20 protein-coding genes are annotated in these 18,493 nt (G+C 68.6%); 11 read left to right on the top strand and 9 right to left on the bottom strand.

Annotated elements, in window-relative coordinates:
• Position 1: 1 nt before the first annotated feature.
• Positions 2-1,129, bottom strand: a complete 1,128-nt coding sequence (gene serC / locus ACLJO0_RS28160; protein WP_125791413.1) for a phosphoserine transaminase — start codon at positions 1,127-1,129, stop codon at positions 2-4.
• A 115-nt stretch (positions 1,130-1,244) separates the two neighbouring features.
• On the opposite strand from serC, the gene ACLJO0_RS28155 reads away from it, so the two are divergent.
• Positions 1,245-1,562 carry a hypothetical protein gene (locus tag ACLJO0_RS28155; protein ID WP_125791414.1) on the top strand — a complete coding sequence of 106 codons (318 nt, stop codon included), beginning with the start codon at positions 1,245-1,247 and terminating at the stop codon, positions 1,560-1,562.
• A complete protein-coding gene (locus ACLJO0_RS28150) occupies positions 1,562-1,984 on the top strand; it encodes a hypothetical protein (RefSeq protein WP_410581575.1) in 423 nt (140 codons plus the stop codon). The genes ACLJO0_RS28155 and ACLJO0_RS28150 overlap by 1 nt, the downstream gene beginning before the upstream one ends.
• Positions 1,985-2,067: 83 nt before the next feature.
• Here the strand turns inward: ACLJO0_RS28150 and ACLJO0_RS28145 are convergent, their stop codons facing one another.
• The 7 genes from ACLJO0_RS28145 to ACLJO0_RS28115 all read right to left on the bottom strand — a co-directional run bounded on the left by ACLJO0_RS28145 (position 2,068) and on the right by ACLJO0_RS28115 (position 8,582).
• Positions 2,068-3,414, bottom strand: a complete 1,347-nt coding sequence (locus ACLJO0_RS28145) for a serine hydrolase domain-containing protein (protein WP_410581573.1) — start codon at positions 3,412-3,414, stop codon at positions 2,068-2,070.
• A 14-nt stretch (positions 3,415-3,428) separates the two neighbouring features.
• A complete protein-coding gene (locus ACLJO0_RS28140) occupies positions 3,429-4,049 on the bottom strand; it encodes a response regulator (RefSeq protein ID WP_410581571.1) in 621 nt (206 codons plus the stop codon).
• The gene (locus ACLJO0_RS28135) at positions 4,046-5,206 is read right to left on the bottom strand and encodes a sensor histidine kinase (protein ID WP_410581569.1); all 1,161 of its coding nucleotides are present in this window, start codon (positions 5,204-5,206) and stop codon (positions 4,046-4,048) included. The genes ACLJO0_RS28140 and ACLJO0_RS28135 overlap by 4 nt, the downstream gene beginning before the upstream one ends.
• Positions 5,203-6,015 carry an ABC transporter permease gene (locus tag ACLJO0_RS28130; protein ID WP_410581567.1) on the bottom strand — a complete coding sequence of 271 codons (813 nt, stop codon included), beginning with the start codon at positions 6,013-6,015 and terminating at the stop codon, positions 5,203-5,205. Before ACLJO0_RS28130 ends, ACLJO0_RS28135 begins: the two co-directional genes overlap by 4 nt.
• Entirely contained in the window at positions 6,012-6,851 is an 840-nt protein-coding gene (locus ACLJO0_RS28125) for an ABC transporter ATP-binding protein (protein WP_410581565.1), read from the bottom strand. The genes ACLJO0_RS28130 and ACLJO0_RS28125 overlap by 4 nt, the downstream gene beginning before the upstream one ends.
• A 106-nt stretch (positions 6,852-6,957) precedes the next feature.
• A complete protein-coding gene (locus ACLJO0_RS28120) occupies positions 6,958-7,866 on the bottom strand; it encodes an endonuclease domain-containing protein (protein ID WP_410581563.1) in 909 nt (302 codons plus the stop codon).
• Positions 7,867-7,982: 116 nt separating this feature from the next.
• Positions 7,983-8,582, bottom strand: coding sequence for a TetR/AcrR family transcriptional regulator (locus tag ACLJO0_RS28115; RefSeq protein ID WP_410581562.1), 600 nt, complete (start codon positions 8,580-8,582; stop codon positions 7,983-7,985).
• 127 nt (positions 8,583-8,709) lie between these two features.
• Between ACLJO0_RS28115 and ACLJO0_RS28110 the strand changes: the two genes are divergently transcribed.
• The 3 genes from ACLJO0_RS28110 to ACLJO0_RS28100 are packed head-to-tail and all read left to right on the top strand — an operon-like array spanning position 8,710 to position 12,551.
• On the top strand, positions 8,710-10,209 hold the full coding sequence (locus tag ACLJO0_RS28110) for an MFS transporter (RefSeq protein ID WP_410581561.1): 1,500 nt from the start codon (positions 8,710-8,712) through the stop codon (positions 10,207-10,209).
• 36 nt (positions 10,210-10,245) lie between these two features.
• A complete protein-coding gene (locus ACLJO0_RS28105; protein WP_410581810.1) occupies positions 10,246-11,937 on the top strand; it encodes an SDR family oxidoreductase in 1,692 nt (563 codons plus the stop codon).
• Between the two features lie 23 nt (positions 11,938-11,960).
• The gene (locus ACLJO0_RS28100) at positions 11,961-12,551 is read left to right on the top strand and encodes a TetR/AcrR family transcriptional regulator (protein WP_125791425.1); all 591 of its coding nucleotides are present in this window, start codon (positions 11,961-11,963) and stop codon (positions 12,549-12,551) included.
• A 51-nt stretch (positions 12,552-12,602) separates the two neighbouring features.
• Here the strand turns inward: ACLJO0_RS28100 and ACLJO0_RS28095 are convergent, their stop codons facing one another.
• Entirely contained in the window at positions 12,603-13,754 is a 1,152-nt protein-coding gene (locus tag ACLJO0_RS28095) for a citrate synthase 2 (protein WP_410581559.1), read from the bottom strand.
• A gap of 291 nt (positions 13,755-14,045) precedes the next feature.
• Between ACLJO0_RS28095 and ACLJO0_RS28090 the strand changes: the two genes are divergently transcribed.
• From ACLJO0_RS28090 to ACLJO0_RS28065, 6 genes are read left to right on the top strand one after another with little or no spacing between them, the layout of a single operon-like run.
• Positions 14,046-14,348, top strand: coding sequence for an urease subunit gamma (locus ACLJO0_RS28090; RefSeq protein WP_125791427.1), 303 nt, complete (start codon positions 14,046-14,048; stop codon positions 14,346-14,348).
• An 11-nt stretch (positions 14,349-14,359) separates the two neighbouring features.
• A complete protein-coding gene (locus ACLJO0_RS28085) occupies positions 14,360-14,653 on the top strand; it encodes an urease subunit beta (protein WP_410581557.1) in 294 nt (97 codons plus the stop codon).
• Entirely contained in the window at positions 14,653-16,374 is a 1,722-nt protein-coding gene (locus ACLJO0_RS28080) for an urease subunit alpha (RefSeq protein WP_410581556.1), read from the top strand. The genes ACLJO0_RS28085 and ACLJO0_RS28080 overlap by 1 nt, the downstream gene beginning before the upstream one ends.
• The gene (locus ACLJO0_RS28075; RefSeq protein ID WP_410581554.1) at positions 16,374-17,048 is read left to right on the top strand and encodes an urease accessory protein UreF; all 675 of its coding nucleotides are present in this window, start codon (positions 16,374-16,376) and stop codon (positions 17,046-17,048) included. The genes ACLJO0_RS28080 and ACLJO0_RS28075 overlap by 1 nt, the downstream gene beginning before the upstream one ends.
• Positions 17,038-17,745, top strand: a complete 708-nt coding sequence (gene ureG, locus ACLJO0_RS28070) for an urease accessory protein UreG (protein WP_410581553.1) — start codon at positions 17,038-17,040, stop codon at positions 17,743-17,745. Before ACLJO0_RS28075 ends, ureG begins: the two co-directional genes overlap by 11 nt.
• Complete coding sequence (locus ACLJO0_RS28065) at positions 17,742-18,446, top strand: urease accessory protein UreD (RefSeq protein ID WP_410581551.1); 705 nt, start codon at positions 17,742-17,744, stop codon at positions 18,444-18,446. Before ureG ends, ACLJO0_RS28065 begins: the two co-directional genes overlap by 4 nt.
• The last annotated feature ends 47 nt before the right edge of the window (positions 18,447-18,493 follow it).

Here is an 18,493-nt window from a genome sequence, read left to right as displayed (position 1 = left end):
CTCAGCCCAGGCGCTCGACGACGTACTCGATGCTCTGGGTCAGCTTCGTGATGTCGTCCGGGTCGATGGCCGGGAACAGGCCCACGCGCAGCTGGTTGCGGCCCAGCTTCCGGTACGGCTCGGTGTCGACGATCCCGTTGGCACGCAATACCTTCGCGACCGCCGAGGCGTCCACCTCGTCGGCGAAGTCGATGGTGCCGACGACCTGCGAGCGCAGCGACGGGTCACTGACGAACGGCGTCGTGTAGCTGGTCTTCTCGGCCCATTCGTACAGCCGGGTCGACGAGTCGCGCGTGCGCGCGGTCGTCCACTCGAGACCGCCGTTCGAGTTCATCCACTCGATCTGGTCGGCCAGCAGGAACAGCGTCGACACCGCCGGGGTGTTGTACGTCTGGTCCTTGCGGGAGTTGTCGAGCGCGGTGGTCAGCGACAGGAACTCGGGGATCCAGCGGTCGCTCGCGCCGATCTCGCCGATGCGCTCGACCGCGGCGGGCGAGGCCAGCGCGATCCAGAGGCCACCGTCGGAGGCGAAGGACTTCTGGGGCGCGAAGTAGTAGACGTCGAAGTCCTCGGCTTTGACCGGCAGGCCGCCCGCGCCGGAAGTGGCGTCGATGGCGACGAGGGCGCCTTCGCTGCCTTCGGGGCGGCGGACCGGCACAGCGACACCGGTCGAAGTCTCGTTGTGCGCCCAGCCGACCAGGTCGGCACCGGCCTCGTAGGCGATCTCGGGTGCGCTGCCCGGGTCGGCCTTGACGACGATCGGGTCGGCGAGGAACGGGGCGCCCTTGGTCACCGTGGCGAACTTCGAGGAGAACTCGCCGTAGGTGAAGTGCTGCGCACGTTCCCGCACGAGCCCGAACGCGGCGGCGTCCCAGAATGCGGTCGTCCCGCCGTTCCCGAGGACCACTTCGTAGCCTTCGGGCAGGGAGAACAATTCGGACAGACCCGCACGCACGCGGCCGACGAGGGACTTCACCGGCTTCTGACGGTGCGAGGTGCCGAGGTAGGTGGCACCGGATTTCGCCAGGTTGGCGAGCTGCTCGTCACGGACCTTGGACGGTCCGCAGCCGAAGCGGCCATCGGCAGGCTTCAGGTCCGCGGGGAGGGTCAACTCAGGTGCGTCGGTCATGAGGCCAGTCTCTCAGGTCGGGACGGCCCTGCTGACAGTCGGTGCCGCGTGTCCGGGATGTGGGATCGGCGGACCGGCTCCCCTCGGCGCCGGCCGCCGGGTAGCTTCTCGCCTCATGGCGACAGTGCACGAACGATTCCCGGTGCCCCCCGAGGCGTTGTGGCAGGCCCTTCCCCACGGGGTCGACGCGGTCAAGGGGCAGGCCCCGTATTACGACGCGGCAGCGGGCTACGTCACCTTCTCGACCAAGCTCGGCTGGCTCAGCTACGGCCAGACGGTCACGGTGAAGGTCGAGCGGACGACGGAGGGTTCGGGTCTGGCGATCCAGACGAGCCTCAAGTTCGGCTTCGTCGACTGGGGTGAGGGCAAGCGCATCGCCCGCAACTTCATCGCGGCCGTCGGCGTCGCGGTCGGGCACACCCCGGCCGCCTGATGCCGGACCCGTGGAGACCGAGGTGGGGTTTCCTGTTCCTGTACTTCCTCGTCTTCGGCATCCACGCGGTCTTCGCCGAGTGGGATGAGACGGCGGCCATCGGCGCACCGCTCGGTTTCGTGGCGGCGCTCGTGCTCGTGTTCGTTCCCGGCCTGCCGCGCTGGGTCCACGGAGACGAGCCGGGGGAGATCTCTTCGCCGAGGACCCGCCAGTGGTGGACGGCGCTGCGGTTCACGATCCGGCGCCGTGAAGGTGTGCTCGACGTCGTGTTCGGCCCCTGGGCGCTGGCCACCGCCACACTGGATCCAGACGCCGGGACCGCGCGCGGGTGGGCCGTTCTCGACGGCCGCCCGGCGAAGTTCGTCATCGAAGACTGCGTGGACGAACTCACCGAGTCGCTTCGCCGACGGCGCCGGATGTGAGTCGTCGGCGATGCCGGCTACGGCGATGTCCTGGTGTGCGCCGACGGCGGCCGCGAGTTCACGACCGCCGCCGTGCGCTTCCGTTAACGCCAGCCGTCGGGGTCGACGCCGCCAGGGATGGGCGCGGCCGGGTCGAACGGCGTCCGCGAGAAGATGAACGTCGCGAGGTCGAGATGGTTCGGCTTCCCCGCCGAGTCCCGCCCGACCCGCAGCGTTTCGCCCGCGTAGTAGGCGTCGAGGCCGACCCAGGTGTCTTCGCCGACCGGCGCGAACCGCGACGCGCGGCCGGGACCGTCGGTCGGCGCGAGGGAGAACAGGCCGCCGGGGAGCAGGCGCAGGTGGTACGGCGTCGGGCCCCAGTGCCACAGCCCGGTCAGCTCCAGCAGCTTCGGGTCCACAGTGGACGGTTGCCATTCCGCGGGCATGGACGGCTCGTGCTGTTCGGTCAGGTTCATCAGGTCGAGGCACAGCTGCGTGATGCCGACGCCCGCCGTCGAGTTCGTCAGCACCAGCGCGCCGATGCCGGCGTTCGCGTCGACCAGCGAGCAGGCGAGGAAGCCCGGCATCGAGCCGGTGTGCCCGGCCAGCCGCCTGCCCTCGGTGCGGACCAGCATGACACCGAGGCCGAATCCGGTGGTCCAGGCGTCGCCGTCGTCCACGGTGACCATTTCGCGCATCTCCGCGACGGTCTGCTCGCTGAGCACGCCGCCGGTGTGGCCGCCGAGGAACGCCGTCCAGCGGGCGAGGTCGGTGATCGTCGACCACAGCTGCCCGGCAGGCGCCATCGCGCCCGCGTCCGGCGACGGTTCCGGCATGAGGAGGTCGGCGAAGGGGTGCACGGCGAACCCGTTCGCGTGTGCGCCTTCGGGATGCGGCGAGGTCCGGGTCATGCCGAGCGGGCCGAGGATCTCGGCGCGGATGACGTCGAGCCACGACTGCCCGCGGTGCCGGGCGACCAGCTCGCCGAGCACGCCGTAACCGACGTTGCTGTAGTGGAACTTGCTGCCCGGCCGCAGCCGTGTCGCGCCGTCCTTGAGGCTCTCGACGAGCGCGTCCCAGTCGGCGCCGACCGTGCGCTCCCACCAGGAACCGGGCGATTCCGCGGTCAGGCCCGAGGTGTGGGAGAGCAGTTGCGCGATGGTGGCCGAGCCGAACGCGGTGCCGGGAAGGTGCTGTTCGAGCGGGTCGTTGAGGTCGAGCTTGCCTTCGTCGCGCAGCCGCATGACGGCCGTCGCGACGAGGGTCTTGGTGATCGAGCCGAGGCGGTACTGCGTGTCGCCACCGGGTGTCTCGCCGTCGACGCGTCCGCGTCCTCCGGACCAGGCGATTTCGCCGTCGCGGACGACGGCGGCGACGATGGACGGGGCGCGGCACGAGGATTGCTCGTGCGCGAGGCGGCGTAGCAGCGCCAATTCGGTCGAGGCAAGCATGAGACGCATTCTGCCTACCCGAGCAGGCCCAGTCGCATAGCGGTGGTCACAGCGGCCGTGCGGTCCGAAACGTCCAGTTTGCCGAACGTCCGGAGCAGGTGGGTTTTGACCGTCGCTTCGCTGATGTGGAGCGTCCGGCCGATGTCGGCGTTCGTGTTCCCCCGCGCCACCAGCCGGAGCACCTCGATCTCGCGTGCCGACAACGGCGACGCCGCCGGATTGCGCACCCGGTTCACCAGCTTCCCGGCGACCGAAGGCGCCAAGACCGTCTCGCCGCGTGACGCCGCTCGGATCGCGCCGGCCAGCTCCGCGCGCGAAGCGTCCTTCAACAGATAACCGGAGGCTCCCGCTTCGACCGCGCGCAGGATGTCCGCGTCCGTCTCGTAGGTGGTGAGCACGACGACTCGCTGACCCGGCCGGTCCGCGAGGATCTTCCGCGTCGCGCCGACGCCGTCGAGACCGGGCATCCGCAGATCCATCAGGATCACGTCCGGCTGCTTGATCCGGCTCAGCGCGACGGCCTCGTCGCCGGAGCCCGCTTCCCCGATGACGCTCAGATCCGGCTCGGCCTCCAGCATGCCGCGCAGGCCTTCCCGCACCACAGGGTGATCGTCGACCAGCATGATCGTGATCACGCGGGCACCTCCAGTTCCAGCGTCGTCCCCGCACCGGGTTCGCTCTCCAGTGTCACGATGCCACCGACCTGCCCCGCCCGGGCCCGCATCCCCGCCAGACCGAAGCCGCCGGTGGGCTCGGCGGGGTCGAATCCGGCGCCGTCGTCGGTCACGCGGAGCCGGGCTTGTCCGTCCACAACGGACAGATGGAGTGAAACCACGGCCGCGCGCGAATGCTTGCGGATATTGCTCAGTGCCTCTTGCGCCCCTCGCAGCAGGACGACCTCGGTGGCCATCGGGAGCGCGGGCAGCGGGCCGTCGACCTCGATCGACGCCTCGATCCCGGTCTCCTCCGTCAGCCTTTCGACCAGCCTGCGCAAGGATTCCTCCAGTGAAGCGGCGGCGAGCGCCGACGGCATCTGCGCCGCCACCATCGCCCGCGCCTCGGCCAGATTCTCCCGTGCCGTCCGCGCCGCGAGATCCAGATGACGGCGGGCCGCCTTCGGATCGGTGTCCATTTCGGACTCGATGGCCTGGGTGAGCGTGACGATACTGGTGAAGCCCTGCGCGAGCGTGTCATGGATCTCGCGAGCCATGCGCTCGCGTTCGGCGGCCATGCCCGCCTCGCGGGAGAGGCGCGAAACCTCCGCCTGACTGGCTTCCAGCTGTTCGATCAGCGCGGCCCTGCCTTTGCTCTGCGCGATGATCTGCGTGATGTAGCGGCCTGCCAGGAGGTTGAAGATGATCAGGATCGCCGTCATCGGCACCAGGATGCGCAGCGCGGGCTGGTCGAGGCCGCCCTGGGCGATCGAAGACAACGGCTCCAGCAGCACCGCGACCGTGGTGAGGACCGACGCCGTCTTCGTCGGCACCGTCATGTAGAGCACGGGGCAGGCGAAGAACAGGATGAAACTCGAAGTGGTGGTGGCGAACGTGGCGGCCGTCACCAAGACCATCAGGACCCCGGCGAACAACCAGGGGATCTCCTCGTGGTCCGGGCCTTTGATGAGGCCGCGTCCCCGGACCAGGTAGGTGATACCGACACCGATCAGGCACAGGATCGCGACCGTCTTGTCGGAGGTGTTGTCGTCCCCGACGAGGACCAGCGCCGTCGTCGCGACGAAGGTGATCCCGAAGAGGACCTCCCAGAGCCAGAAGAGCCGCTCCCAGGCGTTCACTTGCCTTCGTTCGACCAACGGAACGTCAGCTTCGCCAGCAGCAACCCCGCGACGCACCACGCCGTCAGCACCAAGGCCACCATCGGAAGTTCCCATGCCCCCGCCATCTCCTGTGCCGCCGCTTCGGCCGGCAGGAACACCGAGCGGAAGCCCTGGCAGATCCACTTCACCGGGAAGAACGAAGCGATGTCGACCATAACCTTCGGCAGGTTGGTGATCGGCGTGACGAACACCCCGGAGATGAACTGCAGCGAGATGTAGATCAGGTTGGTCACCGCGACCGCGCCGCTGACCGTCTTGGTCACCGAACTGAGCGCGATGCCAAGGAGCGTGCAGCTGGTGATGCCGAGTACGAAGACCCACAGCGCGGTCAGCAGCTTCGCCGGGTCGGTCGGCAGCTCCAGATCGAACAGGAGGCTGCCGACGATCGACATCAGCACCACCTGGGCGATGCTGGTGAAGCCGACCAGGATGATCTTGCCGATGAAGTAGGAAGCGGCGGGCATCGGCGTGCCCCGCAGCCGTTTCAGCGCGCCGAGCTCACGATCGGACGCGAGGTTGATCCCGATGCTGTTGAACGACGTCGAGACGATGCCGGAGCCGATCATGCCCGCGGCCAGCACCTGCCCGGTGGTGATCGCCATACCGGGCATCGACGAGTTCAGCATCGAGCCGAGCAGGATCATCAGCAGGGACGGGAAGGCGAAGGTGAAGATCACCTGTTCCCGGATGCGGAAGAACTGCTTGAGTTCCGCGGCGCCCCGGACGAGGCCGAGCGAGAAGGTGCCCGGGAGGGTCAGCGTGCTCATCGGGCTTCTCCGATCAGGTCGAGGTAGGTCTCTTCGAGGGTGGGCCGGTGGACGGTCAGCTCCGACGGCTCGCGGCCGTCGGCGGAGAGCTCGCGGATCAGCTTGGCCGGGAAATGGGTGCGCTCCTGATGGCCGCCCCGCTCGTCCGTCCAGCGGACGGTGGCCTCCGCGGTGGAGCGGCCGCCGAGCGTCTGCGGCGTCCCCTCGGCGACGATCGCGCCGCGCGTGATGACCGCGACGCGATCGGCCAGCGCCTCGGCCTCGTCGAGATAGTGCGTGGTGAGCAGGATCGTGGTGCCTTCGTGGGCGAGACTCCTGATCAGCTCCCAGAACTGGCGCCGCGCCGCCGGATCGAACCCGGTCGTCGGCTCGTCGAGGAACACCAGCTCTGGCCGCCCGATGATCCCGAGCGCGACGTCCACACGCCGCCGTTGCCCGCCCGAAAGGCTCTTGACGCGGGCGCCCGCCTTCTCGGTCAGGCCGACCTTCTCGATCACTTCTTCGATGTCACGGGGATCGGGGTAGTAGCGGGCGAAGTGCCGGACGGTCTCGGCGACGGTGAGCTCGGCGGCGTCGTTGGCCGTCTGCAACACGATCCCCAGCCTCGCCCGCCAAGCCCGGCCCGCCGTGCCGGGATCCTCACCGAGCACGTCGACGTCGCCCGACGTCCGCCTGCGGTGGCCCTCCAGGATCTCGACCGTCGTCGTCTTGCCCGCGCCGTTGGGGCCGAGCAGGGCGAACACCTCACCCTGTTCGATGTCGAGGTCGATCCCCCCGACGGCCGTGTGGCCCGGGTACTCCTTGCGCAGGCCACGCACTCTCACTGCCGTTTTCATCCGTCGATCGTGCTGTGCGGGGCGGGGCTTGCGGGACGTCCGCAGGACTGAACCCGGTTGTCAACCGAACGATGGACACCGGTGTCACCTCCTTCTTCGCAATTAGTCACCTACTTGCGTTGCGTTGGCTTGTCTGGAGTGCGGTCTTGACGCGAGCGACCATGCCCTTCGGATCGCCGTAGAGCTCCTCTTTCGTGATCACGACGAACCTCCAGCCGTCGGCTTCCATGAGTGCCCGTCGTTCGGCGTCGAAGAGGGGTTGCTCCCCTTCGAGATGCCAAGCGCCGTCGTACTCGATGGCGAGTTTCGCCTTCCGGATCGCGAGGTCGAGCCGCCCGAGAAACCGTCGATCGCGATACACCTCCACCTGGGGCTCCGCCTCGATGTCGTGACTCCGCAGCCAGATCCGGACCTCGGATTCGGGGATGGATTCGGCTCTCGCGTCGGAAAGCGCCAGCGCTTTCCGTGCCCTGACGATGCCGTGGTCATGACGGTGCTCGAAGTAGTTTTCGAGCTGCTCGCGTTCGACGAATCCGGTATGAAGCAGCGCGTCGACCAGACCGACCACCCGGGGGAACGAGCGATGGAGCCGGGTGTTGGCCAAGATGTCCATGGTCATGCGCAGCGGACTCGCGATGCGGCCGTCCCGCCAAGGCTCGAAATCTCCGCCGATCAACCTGGATCGTTTCAAGTGCATCCCACGCTGGAAATGGAACCCTTCCTCCTCGGGTATGACGAACTCGACCGGATCGCTGTCGAGGGCGAACGGAAAACCGCGCACCGTCGCGGCCGAACAACCGGTCAGTACCGCGCCGGCGGGTGCGGCGAGGATCGCCGCCTTGCACCGGAGCACATGATCCTGCGGGATGCGGATCGGAACGTAGACGTTCTGGAACAACCGGTTGTAGGGCCCCGATCGGAGCTGTGAGCGGGTGAGGTCACCTTCGCTGATGGCGCGGCTGCCAAGGAAGGGACCGCTGAAGTCGGCGACTTCCGCGTAGTGGCTTTTGGACATGATCCGACGATGACATCCGCGTCCGGAGGCGAGGCCATTTCAAGATCAACTCCGACTCACTTGTCCACACCGTTCCTCGCCTGTGGACAACTCCCTCTACCGGCTCAAGTAGGTGACTAATTGCGGTGGCGGGTGGGGCTCAGCAGCGTGCGGACGGAGGTTTCGAGGGAGGGCAGGAGGGCGGCCGGATCGGCGGAGGTGAGCATCCGGTTCGCGAAGCCGTCCGAGAGGGCGAGCACGGCGTCGGCCAGGTCGCTCGCCGCGAGGTCGTCCCGGACGTGGCCCGCAGACTGGGCTTTCGAGATGTACTCCGTCGTGATCTCGGCGAGTTCGTCGTAGCCGGTGCGGATGAATTCGGCCCATGACGGCCGGACGGCGGCGCGGGCGGTGAAGGCGTTGATGACGATCACCTCCGCGCGGCGCTGTTCGTCGAGCGGCATCGCCTCGGTGAGCAGGCGCAGCAGCAGGTCCAGCAGGTTCCCGGACTGATCGAGGGTTTTCCAGCGCTGCTCCAGGAACTCGCTGGTCATGTCGAGGGCGAAGCGGAACAGATCTTCCTTGGTGGAGAAGTACTTCTGCACCGCGCCCGCGGACACCCCGGCCTCGCCGGCGACCGAGCGCACGCTCACGGCCTCGACACCTTCGCGCGCGACGATGCGCAGGAGGGCGCCGGCGATCTCGCGGCGGCGTTCGGCGCGGTCGACGATCTTCGGCACGGACGCATTCTCCTCTCCGTTGGCCGATTTGCCCTTCGCAACCTGTCGCCGGAAGTCGGTAGCTGGGGATGCCTTGCCTACTCGGCCCTCTTTAGAATACATTCGTATCCGAAAAGGGGGTACTGGGGTGGACGAAGTCGCATACAAGCGGCGGGCGGAGGAGAACCAGCTCGCCGCCGCGCTGACCAAAGGGCCGGCGGAGGTCCTCGATTTCCTTCTGCCGTTGTGGGTGGGGAGCCAGCTCGGCGCGTCGGCCGCGGAGGTCGGGGCGCTGACCGCGTTGGAGACGCTGGTGTCGTTCGCCCTCCGGCCGATCGCGGGCTCGCTCGCGGACCGGTTCGACCGTGGCCGGGTCGCGGCCGTCGGCGCCGTCCTCTATGGACTGTCCTTTGTGGTCTACGCGGTGACGCCGGGAATCGGGGTCGCTTATCTGGCCGCGGTTCTCGGTGGCGCGGGCGGGGCGCTGTTCTGGGTCGCGTTGCGGGCTCGGGTGGGGGAGGGGCTCGCGCGGGACGACGGCGCGTTCAGCAAGCTGTTCGCGGCCGAGGGCGGCGGCACGTGGATCGCGTTCGTGGTCGCGCTGACCGCGATCGCCTGGATCGACTACCGGGGTGTGTTCTGGCTCGGTGCGGCTGCCTGCGCGGTGGCCGCGGTGGTCTTGCTGAACGCGCCGTCCGCGCCGGTGCGCGAAGCGGGCGCGCCACGGCTTTTCCAGCTGGGTAAGAGGATGCGCCCGATGCTGGCGCTCGTCGCGTTGACCGCGATGGCCGAGGCCGGGGTCGCCTTGTTGCTCCTGATGCATCTGCAACGCGGGCATCAGCTGCGGCTCGGCGAGATCGCCGCCGTGTTCATCCCCGGCTTCATCGTCTACAGCCTGCTGCCGGACTACCTGCACGGCTTCGTCCGCAAGGTCGGGCGGACGAGGGTGCTCGCCTTGGCGATGGTGGCGAGCGCGGTCTTCGCCGCCGGCTTGTCCTTCGCGCCGAGTCCGGCGGTGCTCGCGGTCATGTGGGTCCTGTCCGCGGCGGCGTTCGCGGCTGCCATCCCGGTCGAGCAGGCGGTGGTCGCCGAGGCGGCCGGGCTCAGCCTCGGCCGGGCGATGGGGATCTACGAGAGTGCGACGCTACTGGGAGCGACGATCGGGACCTTCGTGGCGGGCCGGCTCTACGGCTCGGACGCCGGATGGCGCGTCGCCTGCTTCGGCGCGGCGGCGCTCCTGCTCTTCGGATCTTTCGTGGTTCGTGGCGCCGTACGGCGTGTCGGAGTTGCGGAGTTTCCCGTGGAACCACGAAAAACGGTGTCACAAAAGGAAAAGCCGGTCACCCGCACGGTCGTGGAGAGTCCGCAAGCGGCCGAATCGGTGACGGAGGAGGCGAACAAGCGCTCGAATCCGCTCCGCAACTGGGCGGTCCATGTCGCGGTCTACGTCGTCGCGCAGACGGCACTGGCGGTCGCCGGATACAGCTGGCCCGTCGAAGCGTTGTTCGGCGGCCCTCACACGGCCGACTGGTTCTGGAACTCCAGTGGTCACTGGCTGCTGAACATCGGCCGGATCTGGACCTTCGTCCTGGTGATCGACACCGTGTGGACGGTCGGCCGCGCGTTGCTCAAGAAGCGACCTTATTGACATGTTGTCTAACATGACACTATGTCTCATACGTGGGTGACGGCCAGCGACGGTGTCCGCCTCTCGGTCCGGGTGACCGGTGTCGACGACGCGCCCACGGTGGTGCTCGTCCACGGTTACCCGGACAACGGCTCCATGTGGGACGGCGTCGCGGCCCTGCTGGAGCGCCGTTACCGGGTCGTCGTCTACGACGTCCGTGGCGCCGGCCGCTCGGACAAGCCTTCGGGACGAGCGTCCTACAAGTTGGACCAGCTGTCCGATGACCTCGCTTCGGTCATCGACGAGGTCCAGCCCGAGGGCAAGGTCCATCTGCTCGCGCACGACTGGGGTTCCATCCAGACCTGGCATTCGGTCACCGGCGAGAAGCTGCGCGGACGGCTCGCGTCGTTCACGTCGATCTCCGGGCCGAGCCTCGATCACGCGGGAGCGTGGTTCCGCGCGCAGCTGCGCCCGAGCCCGAAGCGGCTCAAGAACGCGCTCGCGCAAGGAGTGCATTCGACGTACATCCTCGGTTTCCAGCTCCCGCTGATCCCGCAGCTGCTGTGGCGCACCGGCGCGATGGGCGCGCTCATCGGCCGGATGGATCCGGCGGCCGCGGCGCCGTCCACTTCGGACGGCCTGTACGGGCTCAACCTCTACCGCGCCAACATGTTCACCCGCCTCTCCCGGCCCCGGCCGCGTAACGCCGAGATCCCGGTGCAGGTGCTCGCGCCCACCGGCGACAAATTCGTCACCACGCCGTTGCAGACCGAGATCGAGCGCTGGGCGCCGGACCTGCGGGTGCGCCGGATCGTCGGCACGCACTGGGTGGTCCGCGAGAAGCCTCAGGTGATCGCCGACGCCACCGCCGAGCTGATCGACCACGCCGAAGGCGGCGAGGAGAGCCGCGCGCTCAAACAGGCCAGGACGAAAGGCTTCGCGCACAAGCTCGTCGTGGTCACCGGCGCCGGCAGCGGGATCGGCCGCGCGACGGCGCTCGCGTTCGCGGACAAGGGCGCCGACCTGGTCATCACCGACATCAACGGCTCGGCCGCGGCGGACACCGCGAAACTCCTTCGGGACAAGGGTGTCACCGTCGGCGAGTACACAGTGGACTCTTCCGACGCCGACGCGGTCGAGAAGTTCGCCCAGCAGGTCAAGGAGGAGTTCGGGGTTCCGGACATCGTCGTGAACAACGCGGGGATCGGGCTGTCCGGACCGTTCCTCGACACGACGGTCAAGGACTGGGAGCGCCTCATCGACGTGAACCTGTGGGGCGTCATCCACGGCTGCCGCGTCTTCGCCGAGCAGATGCGCGAGCGGGCCGAAGGCGGCCAGATCGTCAACGTCGCCTCGGCCGCCGCCTACCTGCCGTCGAAGATCCTTTCCGCCTACGCCACCACGAAATCCGCCGTGCTGACGTTGAGCGTGTGCCTGCGGGCGGAACTCGCCGCCGAGAACATCGGCGTCACCGCGATCTGCCCCGGCATCGTGAACACCAACATCACCAGCACCACCCGGTTCGTCGGCGTCGACGACGTCGAGCAGAAGCGGCGCCAGAAGTCGAGCGGCAAGCTGTACGCGAAACGCGGTTTCGGCCCGGAGAAGGTCGCGCGCGACATCCTGCGCGCCGTCGAGAAGGACAAGGCGATCCAGCCGTCGACGCCGGAGGCCAAGGCCGCGCTCGTCCTCTCCCGGCTCACCCCCGGACTGCTGCGGGCCGCGGCGAAACTGGATGTCACCCCGTGACCTCTGCCAGACGTCCTCGCCGGATGTCGGCGGAAGCGCGCCGCGAGGACCTGATCCGCGCCGCACTGGACCTGTTCGGTTCGCGTGCGCCCGAACTCGTCACGGTCGACGACATCATCGCCCGCGCCGAGGTTTCGCGGCCGCTGTTCTACCGGTACTTCTCGAGCCTGCGGGAACTGCAGGTCGAGGCGCTGAAAACGGTCACCGTAGGGCTCATCGACGGCCTTGCCGGACTAGAGGAAGGCCCACCCGAAACGCGGCTGCGGGCCGCCGTCCGCGGACTGATCGACGTCGCCGACCACTACCGCGCGGGCTACGTCGCCTTGCTGCGCAGCGGTTCGGTGATCGCGACCTCGGAGACGGACGCGGCGATCGACGAGGTCCGCAACCGTGCCGTCGAGCTCATCCTCGACGCGCTGGGTGTGTCGGAGCCCTCGCCTATGCTCCTGCTGACCTTGCGCTGCTGGACCGCGGTGGTGGAGGGCTCGCTGCTGAGCTGGCTGCAGGAGCGGGCCGTGCCGCGCGAGGTGCTCGACGGCTGGCTGGTCGATCAGCTGACGGCCATGCTGTCGGCGACGGCGCGGCACGATTCTTCGGTCCCGCAGATGCTATGAAAGGTCCTTTCCTTGCAAATTTTGCAAGGAAAGGACCTTTCATAGCGCGTGTCAGGACTGCTTCGCGACCAGGTCCCAGCCTTCGACGTCTTCCGGCTTACGCGGCTCGGGGCCGACGTACTTCGCCGACGGGCGCACGAGGCGACCGGTCTTCTTCTGCTCCAGGATGTGCGCGGCCCAGCCGGCGGTGCGCGCGGAGCTGAACATCGCGGGCATCATATGCGGCGGAACCTGGGCGAAGTCCAGGATCACGGCCGCCCAGAACTCGACGTTGGTCTCGATCGGGTGATCCGGACGCCGCTCGCGCAGCTCCTTCAGCGCCACCTGCTCCAGCTCCGCGGCCGCCTCGTAGCGCGACGCGCCGAGCTCTTTGCAGGTGCGGCGCAGCACGCGCGCCCGCGGGTCCTCCGCGCGGTACACGCGGTGCCCGAAGCCCATCATCCGTTCCTTGCGGTCCAGGATGCCCTTGACCAAACCGACCGCGTCGCCGGTCTTCTCGACCTCTTCGATCATCGGCAGCACCCGCGCCGGCGCGCCGCCGTGCAGCGGGCCGGACATGGCGCCGATCGCGCCGGACAGTGCCGCGGCGACGTCGGCGCCGGTCGAGGCGATGACGCGCGCGGTGAAGGTCGAGGCGTTGAGGCCGTGCTCGGCGGCGGAGACCCAGTAGGCGTCGATGGCCTTGACGTGGGCCGGGTCGGGCTCGCCGCGCCAGCGGACCATGAAGCGCTCGGTGATCGACTTCGCCTCGTCGACCCGGGTCTGCGGGACGGCGGGCTGCCCGATGCCGCGCGCGGACTGGGCGACGTACGAAAGCGCCATCACCGAGGCACGGGCCAGCTGGTCGCGCGCCTCGTCGTCGGTGATGTCGAGCAGCGGCCGGTACCCCCAGATCGGGGCGAGCATGGCCAGCGCGGCCTGGACGTCGACCCGGACGTCGCCGGTGTGCACCGGCAGCGGGAACGGCTCGGCGGGCGGTAGCCCGCGGCCGAACTGGCTGTCGACGAGAAGTCCCCAGACGTCACCGAAGGTCACCTTGCCGGCGAGGTCCTCGATGTCGACACCGCGATAGCGCAGCGCGCCACCGTCACGGTCGGGCTCGGCGATTTCGGTCTTGAAGGCGACCACGCCTTCGAGACCCGGTCGGAAACCGTCGTCGACCTTCTCCGACGGCTGATTGGTGCTGATCGTGGAGGCACTCACTGTGGTGAAACCTTTCGATGCGCATTCCCCGGCTTTGTGTTCACGCGTGGACGGGATACACGCAGCGTAGGCGCGCCTCATCGCACGGATGGACAAACTTTGCTCCACGTCGCGGCCTGGGGCAATCGAAAGATGTGGTGCTTTCGGTCACGATTACGAGAACGATTCAGTGAAAACGCGCCTCGTACGCGAAGAGTTACGGTGCCGTTCACTTTGCGTGTACCGGCCGCCGAGGTAAATCCTGTGTTTCGAGAACCGGCGGCGACCGGTTTCCGGTGATAGACCTTTCCCATGCACCTGAGCCCCCAGGAGCGGGACAAACTGCTCATCCACGTCGCGGCGGACGTAGCGCGCAAACGCCTGGAACGCGGGGTTTCGCTGAACTACCCCGAGGCGGTCGCGCTGATCACCGACCACGTGCTCGAAGGCGCTCGCGACGGCCGGACGGTGAGTGAACTCGTCGCGAGCGGGCGTTCGGTGCTCTCGCGGGCGCAGGTGCTGGACGGAGTGCCGGAAATGGTCGATTCCGTCCAGGTCGAAGCCACTTTCCCGGACGGAACGAAGCTCGTCACCGTGCACGACCCGATCGTTTAGAAGGGGGACGGGTGCGACCAGGAGAGATCATCACCGGTGACGGACCGGTCGAGTTGAACCCGGGCAGGCCACGGGTCCGGCTGCTCGTGCGGAACCTCGGCGACCGGCCCGTCCAGGTCGGTTCGCACTACCATTTCGCGGCGGTCAATCCGGGGCTCGAATTCGATCGCGAAGCCGCGCGAGGACATCGTCTCGACGTGCCCGCCGGGACTTCGGTGCGGTTCGAACCGGGCGTCGAACGCGAAGTCGACCTCGTCCCGCTGGCCGGGAACCGCCTGGTGCCCGGATTGCGCGAGGAGTCCTGATGCCGTCGATCGATCGCGAGCGGTACGCCGAACTGTTCGGCCCGACGACCGGGGACAGGATCCGTCTCGCGGACACCGACCTGTTGATCGAAGTCACCGAAGACCGCAGCATAGGCCAGTCCGGCAGTGGCGACGAGGTGTTGTTCGGCGGCGGCAAGGTGATCCGCGAATCCATGGGCCAGGGGATGGCGACCCGGGCCGAAGGCGCGCCCGACCTGGTCATCACCGGCGCGGTGATCCTGGACCACTGGGGGATCGTCAAGGCCGACGTCGGCGTCCGCGACGGCCGGATCGTCGGCATCGGCAAGGCGGGCAATCCGGACACGATGGACGGCGTCGACCCGGCGCTGGTCGTCGGCCCCTCGACGGAAGTGCTGTCCGGCAACGGGAAGATCCTCACCGCGGGCGGGATCGACTGCCACGTCCATTTCATCTGCCCGCAGCTGACCGAGACCGCGCTGGCGTCCGGGCTCACCACCCTCGTCGGCGGCGGCACCGGCCCGGTCGAAGGCAGCAAGGCCACCACCGTCACACCCGGCGCGTGGAACGTCGGCCGGATGCTGCAGGCGATGGACGGCCAGCCGGTCAACGTCCTGTTGCTGGGCAAGGGGAACACCGTCCGGCACGAGGCGCTGCGCGAACAGCTGTCCGCCGGCGCGGGCGGGTTCAAACTCCACGAGGACTGGGGCAGCACCCCGGCCGCGATCGACGCCTGCCTCACCGTCGCCGACGAATCCGGTGTCCAGGTGGCGATCCACACCGACACCCTGAACGAGGCGGGCTTCCTGGAGTCCACAGTGGACGCCATCCGGGGCCGCTCGATCAACGCGTACCACACCGAAGGCGCGGGCGGCGGGCACGCGCCGGACATCATCCAGGTCGCCGGACTGCCCAACATCCTGCCGTCGTCGACGAATCCGACGCGCCCGCACACCGCGAACACCCTCGACGAGCACCTCGACATGCTCGTCGTCTGCCACCACCTGAACCCGTCCGTGCCCGAAGACCTGGCGTTCGCCGAAAGCCGGATCCGGCCGACGACCATCGCCGCCGAGGACGTCCTGCACGACCTCGGCGCGATCTCCATGATGAGCTCGGATTCGCAGGCGATGGGCCGGATCGGCGAGGTGATCATCCGCACCTGGCAGACCGCGCACGTGATGAAACGGCGGCGCGGCGCGCTGCCCGGCGACGGCGCGGCCGACAATCTGCGGGCTCGTCGCTATGTCGCCAAATACACGATCAACCCCGCGATCGCGCACGGTATGGAGCGCGAGATCGGCTCGGTGGAGATCGGGAAACTCGCGGATCTCGTGCTGTGGGAGCCGAAGTTCTTCGGCGTCCGGCCGCATGTCGTGCTCAAGGGCGGATTCCCGGCGTGGGCGGCGATGGGCGACGCCAACGCGTCCATCCCGACGCCGCAGCCCGTGCTGGCGCGGCCGATGTTCGGCGCGGCCCCGGTGGTGGCGGCCGCGAGCAGTTTCCATTTCGTGGCGCCGGAAGCCCTGGCAAGCGGGGTGGCGGAGCGCTTCGGCATCACGCGGAAGCTCGTGCCGATCTCGAACACCCGCTCCCGCGGCAAGGCCGACATGGTGCTGAACGACGCGACACCGGACATCCGGGTCGAGCCGGACAGTTTCGCCGTGCACGTCGACGGCGAGCTGATCGAGCCGCGGCCGGTGACGGAACTGCCCATGGCGCAAAGGTACTTCTTGTTCTGATGGATCTCGCCGCGCTCATCCTCGCCGACTCCCGGTTCCCCGGGGGTGGCCACGTCCATTCCGGCGGGCTCGAAGAAGCCGTCACCCGGAAGCTGATCACGCACGAACGCGACCTGCCGGGATTCCTCTCCGGACGGTTGCGCACGGCGGGTTCGCTCGCCGCGGTGTTCGCCGCCGCGTCAGCACACGCGGCCGCGCGGAACGTCCAGAGTGGACACTGGCGGCGGCTCGATCTCGAGTTGGACGCCAGGACGCCGTCGATCGCGCAGCGGGAGGCGTCCCGCGCGCAAGGTCGCGGGACGGCGAGGGCGGGCAAGGCGGCGTGGCCGTCGCCGGTGCTTTCCCAGCTGCTGAAGGAAACCCCGCGACCGCATCATCCGGTGGTGGCCGGCGCGCTGATCGGGGTTCCCTTCGACGCGGCGATGGCGGTGGCGTACCTCGCGATCAGCGGGCCGGCGAGCGCGGCCGTGCGGCTGCTCGGACTGGATCCGTTCGCCGTCAACGCCGTCGTGGCCAGTCTCGCGAAGGAAGTCCGGGACGTCTCCCTGCGCGCGGCCGAGGTCGCGGGCGACGATCCGGCCGATCTCCCGGCGCCGGGTTCTCCGGCGCTCGATCTGTTCGCCGAGGCACACGCCCGGCATCACCAGGAAGAGGTGCGTCTCTTTGCCAGTTGAGCATGGCCACGGACACGGTCACGTGCATCCCGTCAACTTCGACCCGACCGCGGCGGAACCCGACCACTACGAGCAGGCGCCGACCGCGGGCCGCGCGTACCGGATCGGGATCGGCGGGCCGGTGGGCAGCGGGAAGACCGCGCTCACCGCGGCGCTGTGCCGGGCGCTCGGCGACGAGGTGAACCTCGCCGTCGTCACCAACGACATCTACACCACCGAGGACGCCGACTTCCTGCGCAAGGCGGGCGTGCTCGACCCGGAGCGGATCGAGGCCGTGCAGACCGGCGCGTGCCCGCACACCGCGATCCGCGACGACATCACCGCGAACCTCGACGCCGTCGAGCGGCTGGAGGAGCGGTTCCCCGGGCTGGACCTGGTGATCATCGAAAGCGGTGGCGACAACCTCACCGCGGTGTTCAGCCGGGGGCTCGCCGACAGCCAGGTCTTCGTGGTCGACGTCGCGGGCGGCGACAAGGTGCCGCGCAAGGGCGGGCCGGGCGTGACGACCGCGGATCTGCTGGTGATCAACAAGATCGACATCGCGCATCTGGTCGGCGCGGACATGGACGTGATGACCTCGGACGCGCACCGGATGCGGGGTGAGCTGCCGGTGATCACGCAATCCCTTGTGGACACTCCGAACGCGCCGGTGGTGGCGAACTGGGTCCGCTCGCTGCTCCCGGTCCGCACGGGGTGAAGGCGCATGCGCGGCTGACCGCCTGTTTCGAGGGCGGCCGGACCGTACTGCGTGAGCTGCGTTCGATGGCGCCGCTCACACTTCTTCCCAAGCGGGGCACCGGTGTGACAGCGGTGGTGCACTTGGTCAACTCGGCGACGTCGCCACTGGGCGGCGACGAGCTGAAGGTGACCATCCGTGTCGGCCCCGGTGCTTCGCTGCGGCTTTCGGGCGTCGCGGCGACCATCGCGCTTCCGGGGTCACACGGGGAGGGAAGTATGTCCGAAGTGGACATCGAGGTGGAGGCAGGCGGGAAGCTGGAGTACCTGCCGGAGCCGACCGTCGTGACCGCGCGGGCCCGGCACTCGGCGGTGTTCAAGGCATCCCTGGCCGCCGATGCTTACCTGCATACGCGGGAGGTGCTCGTTCTCGGTAGGGCGGGTGAGCGGCCCGGGTCCTTGGTGACCACCCAGCAGGTGACGCGCGGTGAAGTCCCGGTGCTGCGGCAGACGCTGGAGATCGGTGACTCCACTTTGGACTCCAGTCTCGCGCATCTGGCCGGACGCAGGGTACTGGCGACCGATCTGGTCGTGGGGGGCCTCGCTGTCCCGGCTGCTTCTGGTGAGTGGTGGTCGCGAACGCCTTTGGCCGCGGGCGGAACGCTCACGACGTCGTTGGCCCCGGACGCCGTGACCGCGCTCCGGGTGTTCGAATGTCCGTGAGGGCCTCCTTCCCTACCCTGAAGGTAGTGAAGGAGGCCCTCGCGGAC

The organism is Amycolatopsis sp. lyj-108 (assembly GCF_046549005.1).
In the GTDB taxonomy this organism is placed as follows: Bacteria; Actinomycetota; Actinomycetes; order Mycobacteriales; family Pseudonocardiaceae; genus Amycolatopsis.
The sequence above is the reverse complement of the archived record's forward strand: the minus strand, read 5'-3'. Positions and strand labels throughout refer to the sequence as shown.